This window comes from Levilactobacillus enshiensis, assembly GCF_007115095.1.
Lineage (GTDB): Bacteria > Bacillota > Bacilli > Lactobacillales > Lactobacillaceae > Levilactobacillus > Levilactobacillus enshiensis.
This window is the reverse complement of record NZ_SULH01000007.1, coordinates 1-18295: the sequence shown is the minus strand read 5'-3', so window position 1 is coordinate 18295 and position 18295 is coordinate 1. Positions and strand designations below refer to the sequence as shown.

Here is an 18295-nt window from a genome sequence, read left to right as displayed (position 1 = left end):
GCGCATGATTACAGCTGGCAAGAAACCATATTTGAGAAAGGATATCGGGACTTGTGGATACGATTACTGATCAATAGGGGGATTTATCTGTCGTTTCATCAATGAAAGGAAACTTTACTAACCAAGGTACAGTGATTGCTAGGGGGAGCTAAACAATCAGTCGTGAAACTGGATTCAGAATGAAGTCGGTCTGGTGTTTGGACACATGGGGGTTCAGCACTGTTGAAAAAGGAGAGGGCAAGCTTGAGACAGAAAACAGCAAATCAAACGACCAAGAAAAATTTCATCTTATACAAGGGACACACGGGTTGGAAAGTCAAAACACGTCTATTTGGAACGTTACTGGTTAGCTTATCCGCAGTAGCCATCGCGGAAAGTCAGGGGATTGTCGACGCCCATGCAGCAACGGAGTTACCAGCCGCTAATGTTGTACCGGCAACGGCCCCAGCAACTCTGAAGCCTGTGCCAGAAAATCCAACTCCAGCAGATCGTGCAGATACGCCTAAAGATCCAGTCACTTCGGGCGATTCAACGACGTCGGTCACGCCGACTACACCGACCACACCGTCTACACCGACCACACCGTCTACACCGACCACACCAATCACACCAACGACACCAACTACACCGACTGTGCCAACCGTGCCAAAGCCGGGATCACCCTCAGTTACAGCGCCGACTGATGCCGCTGCCAAGCAGTACCAAGTATTGACGCCAGATACGCAGGTCAACGTTAATAGTACGGATTCAGCAGTGAGCTTAACGGCGAGTCAGATTAAGGACCATTTCACGGGAAGTGTTGAGAACTTTGATACCAGCGATAAAGACGACAACGTGGCGAAGAACACGCAAAATATCCCTATCGATGATAAAGGGGTAGTTAATCTGACTACGAACAGCTCCCACAATCATGTTGATGCCACGGGGACCTCTGCAAATGTAATTGGTCATCAGGTCGCGCACGTCTCCTTTGAACATGAAATTGACTTCTCTCACGATTTCTCAATGAGTGGGGCATTAGGGATCGGGACTAACGGGGCAGGTGCGGATAGTGTTGGGATTATCTTTGCGCCTGGTGATCCCGCGGCTGCGACAAAGGGAGGATCAGGACGGCTATTGGGACTGGGGAAACTCCCGAACGCTTTCGGATTTATCTTTGATGATTTTCCTAACCAAGCTGACGATAACAACGTTGCGGACCCTACTGATCAGTCCTACTTTGGTTGGCGAACGACGGATGCCGATGGCAAGTTGCAAGCTGATAAGGACTCATCGCTTTGGAAAAATAAAGTTATGCTGAACCTGAACCCGCGGGCAACCAATCCTTTCAATGAATTTAAGATGACTTATGATGCGGCTACGAAGCAGTTGAAGGTTACCTTAGGGGGAACAGACTTTGTGCGGATAATCGACGATGTGACCTCGGGATATTCGATTTCAATCGCGGCTTCTACTGGTTCAAAGACGAACAATTACGCTGCCAGAATCGATAGTTTTAACTACACCCCTAAGACGGCACAAGTTGCAGTGAGCTTTCCAACCCAGATAACGACGCCATTGGGGAACGCTAAGCCGGCGAATGTCGTTGCTAACGTGGGGGACACCATTTCCGTGTTCTCATCGCTGGCCGCCGCACAGCGCGCAACTGAGAAAGATCCAACGCTAAATCCTGATTTGGTGACAGTGATTCCAACCGATGCAGACAATAACGTGTATGTCGTTGATGGGGACCAAACTACCAGTGCCGGTAAGGTCAACTATATCGGCGCAGATTCCAAGGCAATCGATGGCGCCTACTACAGTTATGTGGTGACGGGGGCGGCAAAGCAGACACTGGCAGTGCCAGTCAGCTTAACCTTCCCAGCCAACGTGATACCGGTCGACCAGGACGGACATGCAATTTCAGGGCTCGATGCTGTTCAGGTGACCGCAGTTGCTGGTAAGGCTATCGTGGTTCAAATTCCGGGCTTTACTCCCGCGGCAATTACGGTTCCGGTGCCTACAGATGGACAGGTAGGCACCTACAAATTACCAATTGATATGACCAAAACGGGTACGGCAACCACCACAACGGAGGGGGTAGCGAACCCAATCGCTCATTACTATACGGCCGCGGGTAAAACCATCGATGGTAAGCCAGTTGATGTAACGGCGACAGTTGGAACGAATCAATCGATTACAGATGCGCTAAACGGTCAGCCTTTGACGGAAAAAGGCAATCAAGTCGCAAGTGGCGATAAGACCGCGATTACCAACACTGACTATTACTGGTCAACGGTGGCGAATGCTAGCAGAACGGATTCCATGGATGAAGCTAAGCCGCAAGCTAGCGGTAGTATGTTGCTACCCACGCAATCAACGTTAGATTACTGGGTTCAAAAAGCGACTGACAACCTGACTAAGGCCGATCAGTACCAAAAAGATGCCCAAAATATTTACGATACATTTGTGGCTAAGTCTGGTATCACACAGGAGCAAAAGGACGCTGCCAAGACACTGTTAGATGCTGTTAAGCCTCTTTATAAGCAACTCGCAGATGAAAATGGACGTGCTCGGGCTGCTTTAACAGAGGCTAAAACGGCAACGGATCTCCAAACAATCTTCGACAAAAGTCAGGCTGGTTATGCTGCTATAGCAGATATGAACGCTTCATTGGAGCGTGTTAAAACTGATCTGGATAAATTGACGGATGCTACTCAGGCTATTTTAGTCACTTTTATGCCTTGGTCGCAAACGTATGGGACATCATTGGAATCGCCTGATGTGACCTTTGGTTCCGGGTTTGGGGCAGATGTGACGGATGCCCAAAAGAAGGACTTTAATAAGTCGGACTACTTCTACTACGTTAAGACTTTGGACTCAGATGTCCACGTGACGCCTAAGAATGTCGGCACCTATTATTTCAAATTAACCGATGCCGGCCGTACCTATCTCAAGAGTCTGACGACGAACACCAATGCCGGGTTCTATGTCTCCGCGGCAATTACGATTACGCCAGCAACAGCAACGCCAGCAATTACGGACACAAGCTTAGTCTATGGCGGCGACAATGGGAAGCTGACGAGAATTACGGGGAGTTTAGGCTCAGCCCAGGCCAACACTGATCATCCCGTCACGCAGGATGAGTTTGAAATCGTCGGCCAAGATGGCAAGCTGGTCGCCGTTGACCAGTTGCAAGCTGGTGGCGACTACACGATTCGTTATACAGCTGATGCACAAGCTGCTTTGAAGGCAGATAGTAACTACACCTTTGGGAAGTTTGGGACGGCCAAGTTGACCGTCACACCACGGAAAATTACGGTGACGGCGCCAAACGTTGTGGAAAATTACGGTGCTCAGGAGGACATCTTTAAGCTGGCCGGTGTTGCCAAGGGAGAACTGGCCAATCAGGATACACTAGCTAGTCTGGGTGTGACGCTTGAACGAGACGCGGGCAAAGACGCAGGCCAGTACAAAATTGGGCTCAATTCCGCTTCGAATTTAAATAAAAACTATGAGATTACCGTTACGGATGGGAGTTTAACCATCAACAAGAAGCCAATTACGGTGACGATTGCCGATGCTCATAAGGCCTATGGTGAGGCGAATCCGACGCTAAAATTTAATGTGCCAACGTCTGAGTTAGTCGGTACCGACACGGAGACTGACCTAGGAGTGACGTTGACTCGGAAAGCGGGAGAGACCCCGGGGACGTATACGATTTCAGGAACTACTGATGCTAATAGTGCCAAGAATTACCAGGTGTCCTTTGTCAATGGTACGCTGACGATTACGCAAGCAGCCGGCAAGGTAACGCTGGGAAAGGGAACCATGACCTATGGTGAGTCATTCCCAACGTTTGTTGCAACGCCTAATATGACTGGGACTACTAGTGTGATTAGTCAAACTGACTTTGAAGTGGTGGACTCGGCTACTGGTGAGACGGTAAAGGCCAACAAGGTACAAGCTGGCAGAAGCTACAAGCTGCAGTTGTCACTGACTGCGCAAAGGCGCTTGCAAGCAGACAATCCTAACTATACTGTCACGTTTGATGCGAGTGATCTGAATGTGTTGAAGCGACCAATCACGGTGAAAATCAACGATGTCACCACGTCCTATGATGGCACGGCGAAGGGGGCTAATGGGATTAGTATCGCATCTGGTGCATTAGCCAGCGGCGATAGCAATGATGCGCTTGATGTGACGCTGGACCCAATCTCCGAAACGAATGCGGGGACATACGCCATCACAGGATCAGCTGAAGCAGCGAACTATGCGGTCACCATTCAAAAGGGGACACTGAAGATTACCCAAGCAGCCGGTAACGTAGCTGTCACGGGCACTGAGCTTCACTATGGCAACGCACTGCCAAGTCTATCGGTCTCAGTGAACGGTGCAGCAGCTGAGCAGCTTAGTGCAGATAATTTTGAAATTGTGGATACGGCCACCAAGAATGTGATTACTGCTGATAAGCTACAAGCTGGCGGTAGCTACAAGGTTCAATTGACGTCAACGGCGCAGGCGGCCTTGAGCAAAGCCCATGTGAACTATGATCTTGCCTTTAACGCTGGTGACTTGAGTGTGGCGAAGCGGCCAATTACGGTGAATATTAACGGTGTCAAAACAGCCTATGATGGGACAGCACATGGTGCGAATGGGTTTAGCATGGCCCCTGATGCTTTAGTCAACGGTGATGATAAAAGTGCGCTCGGTGTGACGCTAAAGCCAATTTCTGAGACGAATGCGGGAACGTATGCCATTACAGGATCAGCTAATTCGGCAAATTATGCGGTTACCCTTAATCAGGGAACGCTGACGATTACGCCAGCAGCGGCAACGGTGACATTAGGTGATACCACCATGGTTTACGGTGATCAGCTCCCTGGCTTAACGGCAACGAATAAAGGTACAGGAAGCACCAGTGACATTAACGCAACGGGTGTTGTCATCATTGATGCGGCGACGAAACAACCAGTGACAGTTGATCACCTACAAGCTGGTGGTCAGTACACGGTCCAATTGACTGAAGATACTCAGGCTAGTTTGACCAAGGCCAACCCTAATTACGCGCTCACTTTTGCCCCAGCTAAGTTGGCTGTGACGAAGCGGCCAGTTTCGGTAACCGCTAAGAACGCGGGGAAGACGTATGGGGACAAGGATTCTGTCTTAGAAGCAACGGTTGACACAAGCACTGCGGCAAGTACGGGATTAGTCAATGGTGATGACTTGGGAGTCAAACTCGTTCGGCAGACCGGAGAAACTGTGAAAACGTATGTGATCGATCTCGACAAGGCTTCAGTTTTGAACCAGAACTACACGATTACCGTTAACCCGGGGACGTTCACCATCAACAAGAAGCCAATCACCGTGAAAGTCGATAACATCAGCAGTCAATTTGGTAGCACAACCGATCCGGAATTAACGTTCAGTATCCCAACGACGACGCAGGATGGACAAGCTAACGGCAAGCTGGTTGGTCAGGACACTAAGGCAAGCTTAGGGGTCAACTTAGTTCGTGAAGCGGGAACTGATGCCAAAAGTTATGCGATTAGCGGTACGGCGGCTGATAACACGAATTACGACGTTACCATTGAAAATAAAGGAACCTTCACAATCACACCGAAATCCGTTTCGGTGACGATAGAACCTGCCAATATGACTTACGGCGATGCGCTACCAACGTTGGTGGCAACCGTTAGTGTTCCCAAGAATACAATGACGCAGTCTGATTTTGACATTATTGACAAGGCCACTGGGCAGGTTATTCAGGCGACCCAATTGCAGGCGAGTGGCACCTACCTGATTCGGTTGAATCAAGCCGCCCAAACGCGACTGGCGCAGTTGAACGGCAACTATGATTTCACCAACGCATTTGGAACCAGTACCTTGACCGTTGCCAAACGGCCGATCACGGTTAAAGTGAAGAACCAGGAAATGTACGTGGGTAGCCCAATTCCTGAGAACCAGGCCGAGATAGTTGACCATGGCTCAACGGTCGATGATCACGCGCCGTTTGACCTGAAATACGTGGGACCAAATAGTCAGGAAGTGGGGACTTACACAATTGGTGTGGAATCCAACAATCCCAATTACGTGTTGCACGTTGTTCCTGGTCAATTGAAGATTTTGGGTAAAGTTGCGGATGCTGCCGGCAATGTGACCATTACCGAAAAAGATTCAGAGGGTAACGTGGTTAAGATTGATCAGCAGTGGAAAGATGGTAGCCAAACAATCTACACCTACAATCCGAAAACGGGTGAGCGGACTGTGAGTGAGCAACGGAATGGCCAGGTCGTTGCGCAACAGACGATGACGTCTGGGTCTGGCAAGGTAACGCTCCCTGGTGACCAGAATACGAACACGGTCATTGTACTTGACCCAACGACCCACCAACCAACATTTGCACACGAAACGACACAGACAACGCGTGATAAGTCAGGTAACGTCACGGCCACGACGAAAGCTGCCGATGGCAATGTTGTCAAAGTCGTTAAGCAGTGGAAAGATGGCAGCAAGACCACCTATACCTACGATCAGACGACTGGTCAACGGACGATTAGTGAGCAGCGGAATGGCAAGACGGTCGATCAACGCACGGTTGCGCCCGATACGGCAGAGGTCACCTTAGTAGATGGCGTTGGTGGTACGGTCACCATCAAGCTTGGTCAAGCCGGCACGATGTCAACGTTTACGCACAATCCCGCTAGTCCTAGTTATCATCCAGCGCCAACCGTGACAGCTGATGCGGATAAGGGTAAGGTTGTGACGGTCACCAAGCAATGGCAAGACGGTCTTCAGGTCATCTACACGTACAATCCAGTATCTGGTGAACGGGTGATTCGTGAGCTGAAGAATGGGGCGGTTGTTGAACAACGTACGGTTGAACCGGGGGCCTTAGCTGTGGTGTTACCCGATGGCAAGGGTGGTTCGACCGTTGTGAAGTTCGATGAGTCAGGCAAGACGCCAACCTTTACTCGTCAGCTTGCCACGGCAGATGGTAGTCGCCAGACAACACCGCAAAAGCAAGCGCCGAAGAATGTCAGCACCACGGCCAGCCAAGTGAAGGGTGTGCACAAACAAGTCAATGCTGTGAAGCCACTGGTTCGCAATGCAAATGGTCAGCGGCACGCCCAGACTAATGATGGACATGTGGTTGCCACTGCGGTAACTGGAACTATTCAGGCTCAGCAGAAAACGAAGCAACTGACACAACCGAAAACGGAATTGCCACAGACGGGTGAAAAGAACGAAGGCTTCTTGACCCAATTAGGGGTAGCCTTAATGGCCCTGTTGGCGGTTATCCCATTTGTTCGTCGGCGTCAGCGTTAACCGAGTTAAGGAAAGATCGAAGTAGTGATGTAGACAGACGAAAAGCCGTCCTGAGGTAAAGGGCGGCTTTTTGTGTATATAGCATTAATAACTAAAAGTTGAAAGTTGCAAAGTACGGCTCATGCCTGTCTTATCAACAACGGTGACTCTAAAACTAGGCAGCATGGTGCTTTGGTCGCCTTACCGGCCGGTAGATATGGGCTGGATCGGTGCGAACGACGCGCCTGAGCGCATATCTGCCGGCCTCTCGGCTTACATTGTGTTCTCAGACGACTTTGAGGCATTAAAGGAACCAGTCGCGAATATGATTGGCCACGGTTTGCTGGAACTTATCGAACCGGGTGGGGTTGGCGGTATTGATTTCATCATAGAGGCTCGTGTTGATCTTCGTTAAAATCGTGGTTAATTGGTCGAGCTCGGTGTCCGTCAACGTGTTCAGAAATTCGGGGACCTTGGCGGTTTCTGTTTCTGCCGTTGCCCGCCCTAAATCGGTCAGGTGGATAATGGTCTTCCGCCGGTCCGTCGTGGACTTTTCTTTGGTCACCAACTGCTTTTTGACCAGTTTGTTGACAAACTCAGCTGTCGATTGGGCCGTTAAATTTAAGCGGGTCGCCAGTTCTTTTTGGGAGAGTCCATCGGCCTGAGCGAGGGTCAGTAGAATCTTACCTTGCCCCTGAAAGCGTAGCGGGTGCTCGTCTTTATCCGCATGTTCTCGGTGAATCAACTCTTCAGCGGTGTGTCGGACCATGCCGAATTCAATCAGCTTGCCAGCCGCTTTTCTTTGTTTCGCTAAATTAGGCATAGCGCCGCCTCCTTAGTGCCATTATACCCGACAACCACGGAAAGTGGCATGTTCTATTTTTAAGGACTTGACAAATTAATCAGGGGACCTTATTATATTTTTAGTCAGGGGGACCTGATTAAAAAGAAAACACTAAGAGGGAATTAAAATGACAGCAGTGAATGCAATTGAGGTCAATCATTTGACCAAGCGCTTTGGTCAGAAAACGGTCGTGGACGATATTTCGTTTCACGTGCGGCAGGGAGAAGTCTTTGGATTGCTGGGCCCCAATGGTGCGGGCAAGACCACGACACTGCGCATGATGACCACGCTACTACAGGCCGATGCCGGTCAGGTAAAGATCTTTGGCCATGACACGGTAAAAGAAGGGCGGCTGGCCCGGTCGATGTTTGGTCTCACGGGCCAGTACGCGTCCGTCGATGAAGATATCTCTGCGCGCGAGAACCTGATGATCTTTTCCCGCCTCAATGGCCTGTCACGTCGGGCGGCCAAGCAACGCACGGCGGAACTTTTGGCGGAGTTCTCACTTGAGAATTCCGCGGATAAAGCCTTGAAAAATTTCTCTGGGGGCATGCGGCGGCGATTGGATCTTGCCGTTAGCCTGATTACGCGGCCGACCTTGATTTTCTTAGATGAACCAACGACCGGACTGGACCCGCGGACCCGCACACAGATGTGGGCCACGATTCGGCAACTCGTGCGGCAGGGGTCAACGGTGGTCTTGACTACGCAGTATTTAGACGAGGCCGACCAATTGGCTGACAACTTGGCCATTATTGATCACGGGAAGCTCGTCAAGCTGGGGACGCCGGCCGAACTCAAACAACAAATTGGCGGGACCAAATTGAGCTTTACGGTGCGGCAGGCGGACCAGGTAGAGCCGGCGGAGCACCTCCTAACAACCTCGGCGGCCAGTGCAGTGCAACGCGTGGGCCAAAATTTAAGCGTTCGGCTCAAGCACGTTGCGGCGTTGGCCCCCATTTTGGCCGCGCTCAATCAGGCTAAGATTACGATCGACCACTTAGTCGTTCAGGAACCTTCATTAGACGATGTTTTTATGACCTTAACGGTTGGCAAGAACTAAGAAAGCGGGATGCAAAATGGATATTCAAACGCACGGCGGCAACGTCATGATGAACACGGCCACGATGGCCTATCGCAATTTACTAAAGACGGTCCACAATCCAGATAACTTTATGGATGTGGTGATTCAACCCGTCTTATTCATGTTGATGTTCGGTTACTTATTTGGTGGCGCAATCGCTGGCGGTGTCAGTGCCTACCTGCCGACTATCGTTCCGGGAATTTTGATGCAAGCGATGCTGTCAGCGGGCTCTGGGTCGGGCGCGCAAATCAGAGAAGATCTCGACTCCGGCGTCTTCGATCGGTTTAAATCGTTACCGATGGCCCACATTGCCCCGTTGGCGGGTCAGCTCTTTGCGGATAGCTTACGGCTGGTGATTGCGACGGTGGCATCGTTGACGACCGGCTACCTGATGGGCTGGCGACCGGGCGTTGGCTTTGGTTGGGTTATCGCGGTTGGCCTCTTAGCCATCTTTACGGGGTGGGCGTTGTCCTGGATTTTCGCGCTACTGGGGTTGGTGGCCAAGAGTGCGGGCGCCGTGCAAAGCGCCTCGTTGATGACGATGCTGGTCCTGTCCTTCATGTCAAATGCCTTCGTTCTCTTGCACTCCCTGACGAAACCACTCCAATTCATTGCCCGCCTGAATCCCGTTACCTATGTGATCACGGCGATTCGCCAAATCTTGGCGACGGGGAGTTGGACCCACGCGGCGCTATGGGTGCTGATCGTTGATGTGGGGGTCGTTGCTATCTTTGCCCCATTGGCGGTTTGGGCGTATGACCGGAATTAGGCTAGAAGTCATTAAAGATGGTCATCCTTTCGTTGGATGGCCGTCTTTTTCTGACAGTGGTTGTGGGTCACAACTATTTGATTGATATTTGTCATAATAATCTTTGCAAAGGCCTTTCATTGAAAAAGTCTTTCCGATTTAGTAAGATTAATCTACAAAAGAATAATGAGGCGGTGCACGCAATCGGGCTGAAGTATAAGACCCACGCTGTAGAGAAGTTATGTACGAACCTAAAGGCAAGTCGAAAAAAGCTCGGTGTGCGGACGGCTGAAGCCTTATTTGGACTGATGAACCTGTTGGAAAGCTCGGATAATCTAGCAGATGTCAACGCACTACGTAATCGCCATATTCATAAATTGGACGGAAATCGGCAGGGGCAGTATGCGTTGGATATTGCAGGGCGTGCTAGTAGTTATCGGTTACTGGTCCAGCTGCTTGATGAGAATGGGAAAGTTGCCACCAATGATGACAACGTAGACGTCACGTCATTTTACGGCAAAATTCAAATTATCCAAATCGAGGAGGTATCCAAACACTATGCTTAAAATAAGTAGTGAGAAGTCAATTGCATTTCATCCGGGATACTACATCAAGCAGTACCTAGTTGATCAAAACATGAATCAGCGGGAACTTGCAGATCGCCTAAATACGACCGAAAAGAAAATCAGTGAACTGGTAAATGGCAATATCTTATTGGATGATGAGCTGATTGACGGCTTGTCGTTGGCATTAGGAACATCGACGACGCTGTGGAAAAATCTCAATGAAAAATATTTAACCACGAAACGACAGGTCGAACAAGAGCAACAACTGGAGCAAGAAAGAGTCATTCAACAACAAATCGATTATAGATTTTGGCGGCAACTGGGTCTCGTAAAAGAGACGCGAAATATTGACGAAAAAATTCTGGCGTTAAAGCGATTTCTCCATATTTCTAACCTAGAGGTCTTGGAAAAGAGAGATTTTCTGGTGCAATATAAAACGGCGGTTGCCGAAGTTAAGACTATTAATGTCATCAACTCGAACGCCTGGGTTCAGACGGCGTTAAACTTAGGCAATCGGGAGGTCGTAGAGGACATTGATCTTAACTATCTAAAGTCAGTGTTACCAGAAATTAAGGCGATGACGTTGGAATCACCGACGGAATTTATACCAAAATTGCGCGTAATATTCAGAAAAGCTGGTGTGGCATTTGTGATGATGCCTAACTTGAAAAATTGTGGGATCAACGGTGCTGTTAAATGGCTAGGTAAAGAAAAGGTTTTATTAGCGCTCAATGATCGACGAAAATATGCAGATGTTTTTTGGTTCGCGTTGTTTCATGAAATTCGCCATATTTTTCAACAAAAGAAAGGGCATATTATTGTGTCGACGGATAAAAATATTGGGATTGAGAGTCCCTTAAATCTAGACGAACTTGAGCAGGATGCTGATGATTTTTCTAGAGACTTTTTGATTCCCCCAACAGCCTATAAAACATTTGTACAGACGTTTGATTTTTCTAAAACAGCGGTTGAGGCCTTTGCCCAGGAAATTCACGTGCACCCAGGGATTGTCGTGGGTCGATTGCAACGTGATCAATTCGTGAAATTTAGTCAGTTAAATCAATTACGTCTAAAGTTCAAAGTACCAGTGGAACAACCACAGGTTCAATGACACACTTTACCTAATCAAAAGCAGCTAAGTCCTATTAAGAGACCTAGCTGCTTTTTTGATGTGAAAGACAAGATTATATTAAATTGATTGGAAGCACGCTAGTCATCCAGATAATCTTTAACTTCAATCGATTGACCAACATAGTAGGTCTTGCCATTGACCTTGTAAGTCGTCCAAGTCGCGTCTTCGGTATAGCCATCGGGGAAGAAGGTCGCATGATGTTGCTTGGGGTTGTGCACGATCTTTAGGCTGCTGATCTTTTGGTTGGGCATGCCCTTGAGTGGCTTGGCATAATCAATGGTGGTCGTCCGGCCCTTGACGGTAACCTTGCTGACCTTGACTGAGGCAGTTGGCTTCCAGACGCTCATGCCACGAACCGTTTTCGACAAGCCGCTGGGAGCGACCTTAGCCAAGGCCGAAGCGCTGTAATATTGCAGATAGTTGTCGAGCGTCAGGTAGAATCCAGGCGTGGTCACTAAGCCGTCCTTTTTCGCATTCACTTTGAAGCCGGTGCCAGATTGGAACAGCAGCGTTCTGATGGGAGCCTTCAAGTTGACCAGTTTGAAATTGGCCTTGGTGAAGGGAACCAACAGGGGATGCATGTTGTCCATCGTCATGTACTTCAACTTTTTCGCGCGGTTGTAGTGCACGGCGCCAGAGGTGAGGCCAGCCGTGGAAACATACTTGCCGTTGATTTCGTTGCGGTTCACGCCGGTAACTTCTAAGAGGGATCCCTTCTTCTTCAGCAACTTTTGTAATGGTTGCCTGATTTCTGATAGATGCCGACGTCCATCGTCTTTTTGAGGCGGACATATTGGGTGACACCTGGTTTACCATCTGGTAAGTAAGCTGATGAGCTCGCCTGGGCATCGGTAGCCAGACCGAAGACCCCCGCAGCAAGCAGGGTGACACTGAGTAACAACTTTTTCATTAAAAACGCTCCCCTGGAATGACTAGTCTCGTCACTCGAAAAATTAAAACCGGGTTGTCTTGTGGGGACTTAATTGATGTGACCCAACAACACAAACCAGCTTAATTATAGTCTACACCCAGACCGGTAGCGAATGACACCGAGAGATGACAAACACTTATGCTGGTCTTTAAGTATTAGGAAGCAGCGGTGCCAACTAAATAATTTTTAGCTGATGTCCAACGACCAGCACATTTGCAACGCGACCAGTTAAGCCCCGTTTTTCCGGAATCAAAATCTGACATCTGAGTGGTAATTTGAATGGCTTTAAAGCCCGAGAAATGTGTGATAACAGGGACGGGAAAATATGGCTTAAAATTGTTGAGAAGTTTTGACTAATTCATTAGTCCTTTTAACACTAATAAACGTGATAATAATGATTGCCATTGTATATGTTTCAGACAATAGCGGCCTATTTGTCAATAAACTGACTTGCCCCCCAGAATGAATGATTAGGGATAAGTTGTGTAAGATTGTTTACCAGCCAAGGATAAGGTGCACAAGATTACGCCGTGATGAAAAGCCGACTGAACATCAGAGCAACGGTCGTTATCAGTGTCAAATTGAAATCGTACATCGTAAGCTTGTGAATTTTGAAACGCCGCTATAGATGAAAATGACGAATAAATTTTCCAAAAAAAGAAGATTAAGCTGAAATCTTATTGCTTTTTTGAGAGTGTATTTATGCAGCTATAAGTAACGCCTGCGACAGATGATTATAGGTGTAACATTAACACCCGCATAAATGTGTATACGTTGAATATTATTCTTGCGAATATTATAATGTTCTTGTTACATAAATACTGGTTTAGAGGAAAAGAACAGATAAAAATGGATTAGAAGTGTGTACATATAACGTAAAAAAGCTGCACTAAAATCAAGGTTATGAGCGGTTTTACGACCAATTAATTTCAAAATGAAAACGATAACAGTAAATCCAATTACTAAAGAAAGTGGTTTGCATGTTAAAAATGATAAAAAATTTTTAGTTGTCAGTGACAGCTTAAAAACCTCCTTTTAAACCAGCAACACTTGTGATTGATACGTCAATATTTACTGTTTTAGCTTAGAGGGCAAGGACTTAGTTATGTTGTTTTGATCGTAAAAAAATACCAATTTTAGAACGTTGGTAACTACGGAGGATTTTTTATGATGACCTATCGTGAAGCCTATTCCAAGACCATTGCGAATATCAATAATCGAATAGAGGATCTGCGTAAAACGATGATGTCACTGCAGAGCACACTGTATTTGCCAGAAACACTCCGGTCACGGATTCAACCTTATCTTTCGGCAGACAAATTGACTAGAAGTAAGGCCTGCGATTTGTACGTGGAGTCGCAAACTAAGTTGGATTATTTAATTGAATTGATGTTGTTCGTCGAGCGAGATCAATGTGAGGCGTTGACGGGAGAGCTCACAGATTTCTTTACGAAGCGGGATTTGTATTGGTGGCAAAGCGCCTTGAGCTTACAAGGAAATCCAGAATACTTAGAACACGAAATTATTTCTCCTGACTACTACGAATTGGCACGACAGAAGGCGGCGGATTCTTCCAAGTTGGTCAACTAGTAAGTCGGCGGCATGAATGATACGAAAAGGGGATTTCAGTCTTGAAACAAAAAGTGGTTAATCAGGAGCTCAAGAAGAACTTCATTTTGTATAAAGGACATACAGGTTGGAAGGTTAAGACGCGGATTTTTGGGAGCTTAGTGGTGACTTTGTCGGCCTTAACGTTGGCTGAAGGACTGGGCACGACGACGGTTCACGCGGCAACTGATCCGGCGGCGGGTCAGATCACGAAACCGGTAGAACAACAGAAACAGTCGGCACCAACCAGTGGCAATTCAACACCGCAGGCACCAGCAGCGGTGAAGTCGAATGTCGATTCGGCTGCGGGTGCAGGTGGTCCAGCAACTTCGGGTGACGATTCGACCGGAAGCGGTAATGGACAGTCAAGTAACGGTACTCAACTACAGCAGAATGTGGTTGTTGAGAGCGAGTCGTTGACGGGGGATGCGGCTGCAGCGAATCAGACAGCAGCTGGCACGACGAATGACGCTACCAGTGATCCGAAGTACCCGGTTCTGTCACAAGATAAAGCTACTAATATTGGGGTCGATACCTCAGAAGTTAGCTTGACTGCTAGTCAAATTGCGGACCATTTTACGGCGACGGTTGAAAATCGTGATGGTAATGATAAAGATTATGATGCTAAGGATAATACGAAAACAGCAAAGATTCATCCAGATGGTTCGGTTGCACTGACAAGTAATGATCCACACCAAGTCTATGACGCGTCAGGTAACGCAAGCAGCGTGACGGGACACCAAGCAGCACACGTTTCATTTGAGCATGAAGTCGATTTTAGTCACAACTTTTCCTTGTCTGGTGCGTTGGGGATTGGAAGTAAATCTAGTGGTGCTGACAGTGTTGGGTTTATTTTTGCCCCAGTAGATCCGGCGGAAGCAACGAACGGTGGCTCGGGTGGACAACTTGGACTTCAAGGACTTGCTAATGCGTTTGGGCTTGTTTATGATCAGTACAATAATACTGGAGCTAATGATGCTAATCATAACCGGTTCAATGACCCTGAAGATGGTTCATTTCAGCCTTATATTGGTTGGCGGACGACCGATGCTGGTGGTATATTGCAAGCAGCTGCCAGGTCAGATTGGAAAGCTGCCAGTGAAGCTGGTCTAAATGACCGTGAGACTAATCCACTGAACGACTTTACAATGGATTACAACGCGACTACCCATGTGTTAACGGCTACGCTCGGAACGGCCCAGTTTACACGGACAATTACGGATACAACTCAAGGTTATTCAATTTCAGTGTCTGCCTCTACGGGTGGGGCTTGGAACGATTATTCTGCACGGATTGATAAATTTACTTATACCCCAAAGACGATTCCGCTAACCGTTCACTTAGTCGACTCCGCCGATAGCGATGCCCCGCTTAATAATGCAGATGTGACAGCAATCGCCAACATTGGGGATACGGTTTCCGTCTTTTCTACGCAAGACGCAGCAGCAAGAGCCGTTGCGAAGGGGTTGGTCGACCCTAGTCTGGTTTCCGTTTTACCAGGTGATAGTGCGGGCAATATTTACGTCATTGATGGCAGTCAAACGCCTAGCAGTAATGGGAAGTCCAAAACGATTGATGGTTCGGGTGTTTCTGACGATACCTACTATGCGTACACCGTAACCGATGCGGCTAAACAATCAGTAACGGTTCCCGTACGGTTGGCCTTCACGGCGAATGTGACGCCTGTTGACGCGGCAACAGGAAAAAAGATTGATGGTCTGGATCCGGTGACGGTGGTCGCAGTCGCAGGAGAACCAACTTTAGTACAGATACCCGGGTATACACCGACAACGGTGACCCTTGATGCGCCAACGAATGGCGAAAAGATTGCCAATGATGTTTTGCCAATTGACCAAGGAGCTACTAATCCAAGCAGCACCACCACTAAAGATAAGGCGACACCTGTTAGTCACTACTATACAGGGACTGGGACCACGGTTGATGGTACAACTGTGACGACAAAAGCAACGGTCGGCACGGGCCAGTCGATTTCAACGGACTTAAATAAGCAGCCCTTAGTTGATGCAAACGGAGATCCAATCGTAAGTGGTGGCAAAGCTATTGGTAGCAATGATTACTATTGGTCAACGACTAGCAATGCAGGAGCTACCGATTCAACGGACGAAACAAAACCACAAACGAGTGGCAGCCTCCTGTTACCAACAGGTACGACCTTGGATTATTGGGAAAGTCAGGCGGCGGCTAACCAAACCCTAGCGGATACTTATAATACACAAGCACAGACAATGTATCAGGAATTTATGAAAATTACGGGTTTGACGCCGGCACAACAGGAGGATGCTCAAAAGCTCTTGCAGGGGGTCAGTGGTATTTACTCCAGTGTTTCTGCTAGTAACAAGACTGCGAAGGACGACTTTGAAGCAGCTAAAACAGCGACTGTAGCGACTGATATTTATCAGGATGGTCAAAATGGTTATGCTTATTTAAAGAAAGTTCAAAACTTACTGGCATCGTTTAAGTTAGATCTGACCAATCTTGGTACTAAGCAGACGGATGCTGAGAGTAGTTTGGCAACCTTTAAGTCTTGGAGTGAAAATTATGGTGCTGAAATTAAACTTCCATCAGCTGATTTTGTTAGTTTTGGTCCCGATTTTTGGACAAATGGGGCAGAAACAACGGCTGATTTTAATAATCCAGCTTATTACGAATATTACAGCACAAATACGGCAGATGGTGCGCCAGTTACACCGAAGAATGTTGGCAACTATTTCTTTAAGCTTACCAATGCTGGGCGGAAGTATTTAATAAATTTGAACCCCAACAACGACAAAATTGGGTTATACGTTTCAGCGATGTTGACGATTAATCCGGTAGGGGCAGTGGCTACCGTTAAGGACGCCACTGTCGAGTATGGTGGTGGCTCTGCTACTGACGGCACAGTGGGAACTTGGCCAACCTTTACTGGAAGTCTGGGTAGCGCAAATGCGGATCATACTATCGACCAGAGCGATTTTGAAGTTGTTGATGATGATAATAACGATGCTGTAGTAAAATACATTACGCAGCTAAAAGTAAATGGTCACTACACGATTCGTTATACACAAGCGGCTCAAGATGACTTAGCTAAGGATAAGAACTACACATTTACATCATTTGGTACGGCTAAATTAACCGTGAATCCACGTCCTATTACGGTAACTGCTCAGAATCACGGTAAGACGTATAGTGTGCCCGCGGCAACTGATCCGACCCTTGATTTAACCAGTGACTCCGCAAATGGCTTAGTTAATGGCGATTCAATCGACTCACTAGGCGTTAAGCTGCACCGCGCTGATGGTGAGCATGCTGGGATCTATGCCATTACGAAAGATACAGCCAATTCAACTTTGAATAGTAATTACGCGATTACGGTTAATCAGGGAGTATTTACGATTGCACAGGCGCCAGTGAAGGTCCAGGCAAGCGATTTGTCGAAGACTTATGGCGACGCTGACAAGACGTTAACACTGTTTGATGCAACGTTGGATGATGGGTATCAGCTGACGGATAAGGATGTTACGTTGACTCGGGTTGCTGGCGAAAATGTTGGTGATTACCAGATTACGGGATCAGCTGTTTCGACGTCGAACTATAATGTGACGGTGACGCCGGGGACATTCACAATCAAAAAGCGAGCTGTTATGGTTCAGATTGAAAATCAGAGTAAAACTTACGATGACGATGTTTCGACAGACCCGGCTTTGAGTTGGAAAGTTGTTTCTGAACAAGGCTTGGCCCCCAACGAGACAAGTGACGTGTTAAATGTAAAGTTGAATCAACAAGCAGGTGAAACAATTGGTCACCATGCCATTACAGGGACTTTCGACAATGCTAACTATGATGTTCATTTTATCGATGGGAACCTCTTGATTAATCCACGCGTGGTTGGACTTATCGTTGACCCCCAAGGAAAGACGTACGGTGATGATGATGCGGATCACCCTTTGACTTGTCATCTTGCAGATGGTTCGACCCTTGCGGCTGACCAAAAACTGGCAGACTTGGTAACTTTGACTCGTGATACTGGCGAAGATGTCGGCGATTATGCAATTACAGTTACGCCTAAGAGCAATAACTACACCTTTGAAGTGACAC

General features: G+C 47.8%; 10 protein-coding genes. 7 read left to right on the top strand and 3 right to left on the bottom strand.

What is annotated here, in order from left to right:
* Positions 1-243: 243 nt before the first annotated feature.
* Positions 244-7308 carry an MBG domain-containing protein gene (locus FAY32_RS08275; RefSeq protein WP_158727562.1) on the top strand — a complete coding sequence of 2355 codons (7065 nt, stop codon included), beginning with the start codon at positions 244-246 and terminating at the stop codon, positions 7306-7308.
* 283 nt (positions 7309-7591) lie between these two features.
* Here the strand turns inward: FAY32_RS08275 and FAY32_RS08270 are convergent, their stop codons facing one another.
* Complete coding sequence (locus FAY32_RS08270) at positions 7592-8110, bottom strand: MarR family winged helix-turn-helix transcriptional regulator (protein ID WP_143462975.1); 519 nt, start codon at positions 8108-8110, stop codon at positions 7592-7594.
* 148 nt (positions 8111-8258) lie between these two features.
* Here FAY32_RS08270 and FAY32_RS08265 point away from each other — a divergent pair, with 148 nt between their 5' ends.
* The 4 genes from FAY32_RS08265 (at position 8259) to FAY32_RS08250 (ending at position 11640) form a co-directional block, all read left to right on the top strand.
* Positions 8259-9194, top strand: coding sequence for an ATP-binding cassette domain-containing protein (locus FAY32_RS08265; protein ID WP_143462974.1), 936 nt, complete (start codon positions 8259-8261; stop codon positions 9192-9194).
* Between the two features lie 16 nt (positions 9195-9210).
* Positions 9211-9984 carry an ABC transporter permease gene (locus tag FAY32_RS08260; protein WP_143462973.1) on the top strand — a complete coding sequence of 258 codons (774 nt, stop codon included), beginning with the start codon at positions 9211-9213 and terminating at the stop codon, positions 9982-9984.
* Positions 9985-10103: 119 nt separating this feature from the next.
* Positions 10104-10529 (top strand): type II toxin-antitoxin system RelE/ParE family toxin, encoded by a 426-nt coding sequence (locus FAY32_RS08255; RefSeq protein WP_225428313.1) that lies wholly within the window; start codon positions 10104-10106, stop codon positions 10527-10529.
* Positions 10530-10599: 70 nt separating this feature from the next.
* A complete protein-coding gene (locus FAY32_RS08250; protein ID WP_143462972.1) occupies positions 10600-11640 on the top strand; it encodes a hypothetical protein in 1041 nt (346 codons plus the stop codon).
* A gap of 98 nt (positions 11641-11738) precedes the next feature.
* On the opposite strand, the gene FAY32_RS08245 is transcribed toward FAY32_RS08250, so the two are convergent.
* Both FAY32_RS08245 and FAY32_RS08240 read right to left on the bottom strand, forming a co-directional pair.
* Positions 11739-12350 carry a hypothetical protein gene (locus FAY32_RS08245; protein ID WP_158727561.1) on the bottom strand — a complete coding sequence of 204 codons (612 nt, stop codon included), beginning with the start codon at positions 12348-12350 and terminating at the stop codon, positions 11739-11741.
* A gap of 32 nt (positions 12351-12382) precedes the next feature.
* Entirely contained in the window at positions 12383-12571 is a 189-nt protein-coding gene (locus FAY32_RS08240; protein WP_143462970.1) for a hypothetical protein, read from the bottom strand.
* A gap of 1188 nt (positions 12572-13759) precedes the next feature.
* On the opposite strand from FAY32_RS08240, the gene FAY32_RS08235 reads away from it, so the two are divergent.
* Complete coding sequence (locus FAY32_RS08235) at positions 13760-14182, top strand: hypothetical protein (protein ID WP_143462969.1); 423 nt, start codon at positions 13760-13762, stop codon at positions 14180-14182.
* A 41-nt stretch (positions 14183-14223) separates the two neighbouring features.
* A partial coding sequence (locus tag FAY32_RS08230) for an MBG domain-containing protein (protein WP_143462968.1) occupies positions 14224-18295 on the top strand: 4072 nt, incomplete at its 3' end.